The sequence below is a fragment of the Streptomyces sp. DvalAA-14 genome, assembly GCF_900091855.1.
Taxonomy (GTDB): domain Bacteria; phylum Actinomycetota; class Actinomycetes; order Streptomycetales; family Streptomycetaceae; genus Actinacidiphila.
In genome coordinates, this window is the sequence record NZ_FMCH01000354.1 from 1 (window position 1) to 9,002 (window position 9,002).

General features: G+C 74.4%; 6 protein-coding genes and 1 pseudogene. 3 read left to right on the forward strand and 4 right to left on the reverse strand.

What is annotated here, in order from left to right:
* Positions 1-22: 22 nt before the first annotated feature.
* A pseudogene (locus tag GA0115240_RS18165) lies at positions 23-1,561 on the forward strand (hypothetical protein); the annotation flags it as partial.
* 302 nt (positions 1,562-1,863) lie between these two features.
* On the forward strand, positions 1,864-3,207 hold the full coding sequence (locus tag GA0115240_RS18170; protein ID WP_093737731.1) for an AAA family ATPase: 1,344 nt from the start codon (positions 1,864-1,866) through the stop codon (positions 3,205-3,207).
* Here GA0115240_RS18170 and GA0115240_RS39280 read toward each other — a convergent pair.
* From GA0115240_RS39280 to GA0115240_RS18185, 3 genes are read right to left on the reverse strand one after another with little or no spacing between them, the layout of a single operon-like run.
* The gene (locus GA0115240_RS39280) at positions 3,128-3,739 is read right to left on the reverse strand and encodes a GtrA family protein (RefSeq protein WP_093737726.1); all 612 of its coding nucleotides are present in this window, start codon (positions 3,737-3,739) and stop codon (positions 3,128-3,130) included. The genes GA0115240_RS18170 and GA0115240_RS39280 overlap by 80 nt on opposite strands.
* Positions 3,739-4,716 carry a glycosyltransferase family 2 protein gene (locus GA0115240_RS18180; protein ID WP_093737727.1) on the reverse strand — a complete coding sequence of 326 codons (978 nt, stop codon included), beginning with the start codon at positions 4,714-4,716 and terminating at the stop codon, positions 3,739-3,741. The genes GA0115240_RS39280 and GA0115240_RS18180 overlap by 1 nt, the downstream gene beginning before the upstream one ends.
* Positions 4,716-7,361, reverse strand: a complete 2,646-nt coding sequence (locus GA0115240_RS18185) for a YfhO family protein (RefSeq protein ID WP_093737728.1) — start codon at positions 7,359-7,361, stop codon at positions 4,716-4,718. The genes GA0115240_RS18180 and GA0115240_RS18185 overlap by 1 nt, the downstream gene beginning before the upstream one ends.
* Positions 7,362-7,582: 221 nt before the next feature.
* Between GA0115240_RS18185 and GA0115240_RS18190 the strand changes: the two genes are divergently transcribed.
* Entirely contained in the window at positions 7,583-8,134 is a 552-nt protein-coding gene (locus GA0115240_RS18190; RefSeq protein ID WP_141708879.1) for a hypothetical protein, read from the forward strand.
* 196 nt (positions 8,135-8,330) lie between these two features.
* On the opposite strand, the gene GA0115240_RS18195 is transcribed toward GA0115240_RS18190, so the two are convergent.
* A partial coding sequence (locus GA0115240_RS18195; protein ID WP_093737730.1) for a thaumatin family protein occupies positions 8,331-9,002 on the reverse strand: 672 nt, incomplete at its 5' end.

Below are 9,002 nucleotides of genomic sequence, written 5' to 3' on the forward strand. Positions count from 1 at the left end.
GTGCCGCCAGCGGAGGTGCGGGGTGTCGGTGATGGGGACGCTGGCCCGGGCCGAGGCCGTCGCGGGCGGGCGCGCGGTGGCCGCCGCGACCGTACGGCACCGCCATGTCGCCGACCGGCCACTGGTGCTGGTACCGCTGACCACGGCCGGTGAGTCGGGGGCGCCGCTGGGCGCGCTGATCGGTACGGAGCGGGAGGCGCCGACCTTGCTGGTCGTACCGCAGCCGCTGGACCGGGAGTTGCGGTTCGGCTTCTTCGCGGGGCTCGCCGGGGTGCTGCTGCCGCTGCTGGACGCCTGCGGGGACGAGGTGGAGGTCGAGCCCGCCACCCGCAATCGCGAAGAGACCGAGGTGTGCGCCGACGCGCTGCAGATCGTCGTGCCCAACAGCGCCGCGCTGGAGTTCGTCCGGCTGGTGGGCCGCTCCACCCGCTTCCTGCGGACCGTCGAGGACGCCGAGGCGCCGCACCCGGTGCCGGTGCCGGTCCCGCTGCTGGGCCGGTGGCTCACCCACTACGCCGAGCGCGCCCGCACCCCGGGCAGCGCGCTGCTGGTCGCGATGACGGACCTGCTCACCCGGCACTGGGCCACCGGGCAGAGCGCGATGGAGGACCAGCACCTGGGCGCGCTGCTGGGCTGGATCGATCCGCCGCCGGGGCTGGACGGCGCCGCGGCGGCCGGCCGGGCGCAGACCGGGCGCGGCCCGGACGGACTGCTGTTCAGCCCCCCGGCCGGACCGGCGACCGACCCGGTGTTCGACAACCGGGTGCTGGCGCCGGCCATGGCCCGCTACGACGAGGCCCGCGCGGCGGCCGGCGCCGCGGGTGGGGCTGCGGGTGGTGCCGCGGCTCTGGCGATGGCGGAAGCACGGGTGCGGAAGCTGGTCGCCTCCCAGTTGCGGCCCACCTGGGACGACGTATGGCGGGGCCTGGATCTGCTGCGGGCGCTGCCGGAGGCGGCGCATGTGGCGGAGCGGTGGAAGCGGGACCGGTGGTCCTTCACCGGTCACCGGGACCGGGTCCGCGCCGGGGAGCCGCCGCAGCCCAAGCGGGACGACGCGATCACCGCCGCCCAGAAGCTCGCCGGGCGTGAGACCGCGCAGGCCCGGCTGTCCGCCCAGGAGGCGCTGGACGACCCGCTGGCGATGGCAGCGCGCCGGCTGGCCGGGGAGGCATTCGCCGGGCAGGTCGTCGCCGTCGAGATGGCGTACTCCGAGGGCAAGCGACCCATGCCCAGGCCGCTGGTGACAGTCGCCACCGAGGATGTGCCGCAGGCCGAGCCGGGCGCGAAGGCGTACCGGGCGGTGGCCGGGGCGAAGTCGGCGCAGGGCGCGGAGCTGGTCGGCGCCGCGGGCGTCCCGGAGGGCCGCGGGGAGTGGCTGGTCACCGTCCGCCTCACCGGAGGGATGGGCAGCGCCCGCACCCCGAAGGAGGGGTCGCTGCCGGAGGTGGGCGACCGGGTCTGCTTCACCTTCTTCGAGCACGACGCCCGCAGCGGCCCGGCCCTGCCCGACCCGGAGGCGACGCCGTGGACCCACGGGGGTCCGCCGGGCGCGGCCAAGGCGTCGGGCGACCTCACGGCGCCGCCGCAGCACGGCGGTTCCGCCGGTCCTCCGGCCCCCACCCCGGCTCCCACCCCGGCTCCCGGCGGACCGCGAGCCGCCGACGCCCCCGGCCGGGCGCACGACAAGGCGCACGACCCGGCCTCCGACCCGGCCCCGGCTCCCGGCGGACCGCGAGCCCCGCGACCCGCCGACGCCCCCGACCCCGTGACCGCGGAGGACTACCTGTGACGCCCGTGACGGACGGCCCGGCCCCCGCCGGGACGCCGGGATCCGCCGGGCTGCTCGCCCCGGCGGCCGTCGGCATGCGGAAGCCTTCCGCCGCCGTGTTCGATCCGGCCGCCGAGGCTGCCGCCGCCACCGCGGCGATCCTGGACAGCACCCTGCACGGCAGCGCCCGCGGGGTCGTGGTGGACTCGCCTCCCGGCGCGGGCAAGTCCACCCTGGTGGTGCGCGCGGCCCGCGAACTCGCCGCCGTCGGTGAGTCGTTGATGATCGTCGCCCAGACCAACGCCCAGGTCGACGACCTCGCCGACCGGCTGGCCGTCGCCGATCCGGAGCTGACCGTCGGCCGGCTGCACGGGGCCGACTCTCCCCCCGACCCGGCGCTGGACCGGCATCCGGCCCTCGTCAAGTCCAGCTCGGTGGCGGACCTGCGGGCCTGCGCGGTGGTGATCGCGACCGCCGCCAAGTGGGCCTACGTCAAGGACACCGAGCCCTGGCGGTACGCGATCGTGGACGAGGCGTACCAGATGCGGTCGGACGCGCTGCTCCAGGTGGCGGGGCTGTTCGACCGGGCACTGTTCGTCGGCGACCCGGGGCAGTTGGACCCGTTCAGCGTGGTGGCCGCCGACCAGTGGGCCGGGCTGAGCTACGACCCCTCGGCCAGCGCGGTGGTCACGCTGCTCGCCCACAACCCGGGCCTGCCGCAGCACCGCCTCCCGGTCTCCTGGCGGCTGCCGGCCACCGCCGCGCCGCTGGTGTCACGGGCCTTCTACCCGTACACGCCGTTCCGCAGCGGCACCGGCCCCGGCGAGCGGCGGCTGGCATTCGGCGTCAACGGCGACGGCGGCGGGCCGGACCGGGTGCTGGACGAGGCCGCGGCATCCGGCTGGGGGCTGCTGGAGCTGCCCGCACGGCACACCCCGCGCACCGACCCGGAGGCCGTCCGGGCGGTGGCGGCGGTGGTACGGCGGCTGCTGGACCGCGGCGGCCTCACCTACAGCGCGCCCGACCCCGATCCCGCGCCGCTGACCGCCGACCGGATCGCGGTCGGCACCGCCCACCGGGACCAGGCAGCCGCCGTCCGGGGCGCGTTGGCGGCGCTGGGAGTGGCCGGTGTCACGGTGGACACCGCGAACCGGCTCCAGGGGCGGGAGTTCGACGTGACCGTGGTCCTGCACCCGCTGTCGGGGCGGCCGGACGCGACCGCCTTCCACCTGGAGACCGGGCGGCTGTGCGTGCTTGCCTCCCGGCACCGGCACGCGTGCATCGTGGTGTGCCGGGCGGGCGTCGCCGAACTCCTCGACGAGCACCCGTCGTCGGAGCCGGTCCAGCTGGGGGTGACGGTCAAGTTCCCCGACGGGTGGGAGGCCAATCACGCGGTGCTGGCGCATCTGGCGGAACACCGGGTGGGCTGGCGGCCGTAGCGGCGCCGCCGGACCGGCCGCCACCCGCGGCCGTACCGGCGCCGGCCTCCCCACCCGCATCCGTACCCGCACCCGCACCCGCACCCGCCGGGACGAGGATCCGCCGCGACAGCAGATAGGTGAACGGGACGGCGAGCACGGCCGCCGCCAGCGGCGCGAACTCCTCGCTCATCCCGGCCCAGTTCACCAGCGCGAACAGCCCGGCGCTCTGCACCGCGTAGTTGGTGATGTTGGTGAGCGGGAAGAGCGCGAACTTCTGCCAGCTCGGCCGGGTGCGGTAGGTGAAGTAGGTGTTCATGAAGAACGAGCCCACCATGCTCAGCAGGAAGGCGACGGTGTAGGCCGCGAAGTACGGCATCCACGGCAGCAGCAGCCGGTAGATCCCGTAGAAGGTGACGGTGTTGACCGCGCCCACCAGGCCGAACCGGAGGATCTGGCCCAGGAGTTCCCGCTTGCGGAGACCCGACCCCGGGTCGCGGCCGTCCGCCGCCGGGCCGCGGCGACCCGGCAGAGGGCCGCGCCGGCCGCGCATCAGATCGCCTTGCCCTCGCGCACCGCCCGGATCCGCGCGTCCTGCGGGGGGCCGGGCACCCCGGAGCGCTCCTTGACCAGGAAGTGCGGGCGTTTCTTGGTCTCGTAGTAGATCCGGCCGATGTACTCGCCGATCAACCCGAGCATGACCATCTGGACCCCGCCCAGGCCGACGACGATCGCGACCAGGGTGACGTAACCGGGCAGCGTGACGCCGTTGGACATCGCGTCCACGGTGATCCACACCGCGTAGCACGCGGCGAGTGCGGCCAGCGTGATCCCGAGCCAGATCGCGATGCGCAGCGGGCGGTTGTTGAAGGAGACCAGGCCGTCCATGCCGTAGTTCAGCAGCGTGCCGAACCGCCACTTGGTCTGGCCGGCCTCGCGGGCGGCGTTGCGGTAGTCGAAGGTGACGGTGTCGAAGCCGATCCAGGAGAACAGGCCCTTGGAGAAGCGGTTGTACTCGGGCAGCGCCAGCAGGGCGTCGACCACCGGCCGGGACAGCAGCCGGAAGTCGCCGACGCCGTCGGCGAGTTCGACGTCCACCCATTTGTTGACCGCGCCGTAGTAGGCACGGCTGAGGGCCGAGCGCAGCGGCTTGTCGCCGTCGCGGCCCCGCCGGGCGATCACCTGGTCGTGGCCGAGTTCGTAGAGGTCGAGCATCCGCCCGATCAGCTCCGGCGGGTGCTGGAGGTCGGCGTCCATGATGATCACGGCTTCGCCGGTGGCCTCGCGCAGTCCGGCGAGCATGCCGGCCTCCTTGCCGAAGTTGCGGCTGAAGGAGATGTAGCGGGTGGCGTTCGGGTGGCGTTCGGCGAGCAGCCGGAGCCGGGCGAGCGTGGCGTCGGTACTGCCGTCGTCCACGTAGCAGATCTCGTACTCGACCGGCAGGTTGCCGAGCACGGCGCGGGTGGTGGCGTCGAACCGCTCGACGACTGCTTCCTCGTTGAAGCAGGGGACGACGACCGAGAGTTTCATCATCGGGATTCCCCCCGGGGGGCGGCGCGCGAGGCGCGGTGGCGGACGAGGTCGGCGAAGGTGACGGCGAGCAGGACGGCCAGGGCGGCGCCGCCGGCCAGCAGCCCGGCCCGCAGACCCGGGGTGCGGAACGAGCAGGCGATCCGGGACGCGCCGCCGCCGATGCCGACGGCCATCAGGCCGCCGAGCGTGCGGGGCGGCTTGGCCGCCGCGCCGTCCACCGAGCAGGCCCAGCCCTTCACCGCCGGAACGGCGAGGACGGCGGTGCGGACGGCGCCAGGAGTTCCGGTGCTTCCGGTACTTCCGGTGCTCCCGGTGCTCGTGGCTCCGTTGGCGGCGGCGCCGGCGCCGGCCCGGAAGGTGGCGTCGATCGTGTGGCCGCCGGCCGTGACCGTGGCCGGTCCGGTGGCCTGGAGCCGGGCGACCGCCCGGCTGAGCGCGCCCCGGTCGAGGCATCCGACGGGGAAGCGCGGGATGTCCTGGGCAATGCCGCCGGACAGGGCCAGCGTCAGTCTGCCGCCGGCGGGTACGGCCCCGACCGGCAGAATCCCGTTGTCGGTGGCCGGGAAGGCACCGCTGGGCCGGTAAGTGACGCCGTTGGCCCGGATCGTGCCGGCGAACCAGGGCAGGTAGACGAAGCCGAGGTCGCCCGGCTGACAGGTCGCGCCGAAGGTGGTGGGCGCGGCGCCCGGTGCGGCGGCCGGCACCCGCCACCTCCCGTCCGGGGTGCGGGCGGGCGCGGGGCCGGCCGTACGGACGACGGCGGGCACGGCGTAGACCCGGGCGCCCAGCACCCGCTCCTGCGTGGCGAACACCGAGCTGTCGCGGGCGGCGCCGTCGAAGTCCGCGCCCGGCCGGACGGTGACCACGGGCGGTGCGACCGCCAAGTGCTGCACGGCCGCGCCCCTGACGCGGCGCGAAGGGCCCAGGTAGCTGCTCACGCCCATGATCGCCCGGCCCACCGGGTCATCGAAGCTGAGGAGATGGCGGCCCCGCATGTACCAGCCGGCGCCGAGCCCGCGCAGCGCGGCCGCGCTCTCGGCGGGCACATAGCTGCTGTAGTAGGAGCCGCCCTCACCGCCCAGCAGCAGCGGGTCGTTGTCGGCGAAGGCATGCGGGCCGGGGTCGGTCCGGGTGGCCGGCCAGGTGTCGCGGGCGTCGATCGCCCGGTGCGCGGCCTGCGACTGGCTGTCGACGGTCCGTTTCGGCTGCCACCAGACCGACTGGTCCCGGCGGTTGGTGACGGCGAGGACGGTGCAGGTGGTGGCGAGGAAGACCGAGCAGCTCAGCACACCGAAGATCGCGATCCGCACCCGCCGGTCGTCCCGGCGGCGGTAGAGCAGCAGCAGCCCGAGCACCAGGGCGCTGTCGGCCACGGTCAGCACCCAGTCGCCGCCCGAGAGGTAGCGGCTGCCGATGACGGTCAGCAGGAGCGCCCCCAGCAGACCCCCGCCGCACAGCAGTTCGCGCTGGCTGGGGCGGCGGGCCAGCGCCAGCCAGGCGACCGACACCAGCAGCGCGGTCAGTACCACGGCGGCCCGGTAGGGGCTGCCGTTGGGGATGGCCAGGCCGTGCCACAGCAGGATCGTCGGCCGCCAGATGTAGGACACCGCCACGAGCAGCAGCAGGGCGAGCCAGCCGGTCCGCTCCTTGCCGGGCACCCGCCGCATGAAGGGGAAGGTGAGCACGAGCAGCAGCGGCAGCACGCCGACCGAGATCCGCGGCGCGATCGGGAAGGGGCCGCCGGGCAGCAGGTGCGCCAGGTAGTCCCGGGTGGGCGGCCGGCCGCCGTAGCTGATCGGCAGCGGGGGCTGGGACGCCCTGCTGGCCTCGAAGGTGACGGTGAGCACGGGCGCGGCCAACAGCACGCCGGTCACGGTCATCGACACGGCGCGCAGCAGGACGCGCGCCCGCTCGCGTACCGGCCGTTCGTCGAGCGCCAGCCGCAGCAGCAGGACCAGACCCATCCCGATGGTGGCCATGGCCGCGGTGTAGAAGTTGCCCGCCCAGCAGGCGGCGACCAGCAGGGCGCCGGGGACCCAGCGGCGCCCGCGCAGGCACCGGTCGAAGGCGATGCCGAGCAGCGGCAGCGACACCAGGCCCCACATCCACATGGGGTCGGCGAAGCCGTCGGAGACCGTCCACGCGCTGACGCCGTAGCCGACGGCGAGCAGTGCGCGCAGCCACGGCGAGCCGGGGTGCAGCCGGCCGAGGAAGACGGTCATCAAGGCGGTGCCCAGGCCGATGCTCAGCAAGGTGACGAGGAAGACCGGTGCCTGGACCGCGGCGCGCGGGAAGGCCGCCACCAGCCACGAGAAGGGGTTCGCCAGATAGGTGAAGAAGTCGGCGAGGAAGGGGACGCCGTAGCCGCTGCTCCAGTTGAACAGCAGGTCGCCGGTGGCCCGGCCGTGGACCAGGTCCCACAGGTGCTCGTGCAGCGGGACGAATTGGTTGCCCAGGTCGTTGACGGCCCGCGAACGCGGACCGAACGGGTAGGTGCCCGCGGCGGCCAGGGCCACGCAGTAGGCGCCCATGGCGAGCAGGGCGGAGAACAGCGCCGCCGTGCTCTGCGCTTCGGGGCGCAGCCCGTACACGCGGGCGGGAGCCTGTTCGGGGGACCGGACGGTTCCGCGGGAGGTCTGCACCGGGTCCTGGCTCCCTCCTGTACGTCGGCTCCGGCCCCGGTGGCGTACGTCCCGCACGGTTGCGTCGTACCGACGGCGGAGCGGGGCTCGAAGGCCCCGCGGCGCCGGTCCCCGGGCAGCCTGGAAGAGGGGATGCGCGTCCTGTCGGTTGCCCGCGGACCGCCGATGAGTCCAGCACACGTCCGCGGTGCGCCGGCGGCAAGCGGGCTTACCCCACCGTGATGACGCCTCTCACCCGGCTGTACGCACCGCGGCTGCGCGGCTCGCCCGAACGGCCGGGCGCCCGCCCGCACCGCCTCGGCCGGCCCCCGGAACCGCCCCCGCCCCCGGCGCGTCCCAGCGGCATGAAAACGACGCTGTGGGCGGGGGCGGGGGCGCTGGCGGCGCTCATCGCGGTCGTGGGATGCGGGGCGGGCAGCGGGGGTCGGGCCTGCACGGACATCGGCGCGGCATCGGAGGTCTCGGTCCGGATCGAGATCGTTCCGGGGACGGTCTACCGCTTGTGCGCGGGCTCGACATGCGCGACTCGTGCCGCGACGGAGGACAGCGACAACGCGGCCTTCGTGTCGGTGACGCTGCCGGACCCGGTGGGCGCCGGGACGATACCGGTGCGTCTCACCGCCACCGCCCGGGGAGCCGACCGCCCTTCGGTGGACGAGCGCGCCACGGCCACCCTGCACAGGTTCGAGCCCAACGGCCACGGCTGCGGGCCGGTCGTCTACCAGGGACAGCTGTCCTACAGCCCGGCGACCGGCCTGGTGGCCGACCGCTGACGAGCCCGAACGGCACGTCCTAGGCCGTGTCTGACAAATAGCGCCGTCCGCCCGCAGGGCGGGGCCCCGCGGCGTCTGGTGCGTGCGATCGCAAGGCGGAGGGGTGTCCTCGTAGTGGGCTACTCGGACGACCCCGACAACGCAGCGAGCGCGCGTGCCAGGCGTCGCGGGGCAGGCGGGATTTGTCAGACACGTCCTAGGTCGTCCCGAAGGTGATCCGGTAGTAGCACTCGCCCTTGCACGACATCGTCGCCGCGTCGTCGAAGGCGTACGAATACGCGTACGGCTCGGCCTTCTTGAACACCTGGGTGTAGTCCACCGGCCACTTGGACGGCACACAGTTCGCCCGGCCCGCCCAGGCGCCGCGGCAGCAGTACGTGTCGCCGCCGAAGGCCGCGCAGGGCGGCTTGCAGCCGATGACGTCGGCGCCGTTCTTGGCCTGCATGGCGGTGGGGCAGTCGACCGGGCTGGTGCAGGTGCCCTGGTAGCAGCCGGACGAGGTGATCGGGTCGGTGGTGACGGTGTGCGAGATGTTGATGTACATCGGCAGGTTCGAGCCGTCGACCATGCTGACGTCGTAGAAATCGAGGTCGTCGAAGGAGTTGAAGGTGAATTCGCCCAGGGTGGTCGGGGTGGTCGGGCCGCCGCAGTGGGTGGTGCAGTCACCGGTCAGGCAGCTGCCGCTGGCATCGGTGGCGCAGCCGGTGCGGCCCCAGATCCGGCCGCCCCAGGAGTTGCCGACGGTCAGTGAGGTGCTCTGGCCGGGCTGGAGCTTGCGGCCGGCCGGGTAGGCCGGCGAGTTGGTGACGACCGCCCACAGCACCTGCGAGGTGGTGTTGACCAGGGTGATCGAGCGGTCGGAACCGGT

What these genes read in the sequence shown, in the direction of transcription:
- GA0115240_RS18190 (WP_141708879.1), top strand. Translation starts at nt 7,583, where the DNA reads ATGACGCCTCTCACCCGGCTGTACGCACCGCGGCTGCGCGGCTCGCCC.
- GA0115240_RS39280 (WP_093737726.1), bottom strand. Translation starts at nt 3,739, where the DNA reads ATGCGCGGCCGGCGCGGCCCTCTGCCGGGTCGCCGCGGCCCGGCGGCG.
- GA0115240_RS18170 (WP_093737731.1), top strand. Translation starts at nt 1,864, where the DNA reads ATGCGGAAGCCTTCCGCCGCCGTGTTCGATCCGGCCGCCGAGGCTGCC.
- GA0115240_RS18180 (WP_093737727.1), bottom strand. Translation starts at nt 4,716, where the DNA reads ATGAAACTCTCGGTCGTCGTCCCCTGCTTCAACGAGGAAGCAGTCGTC.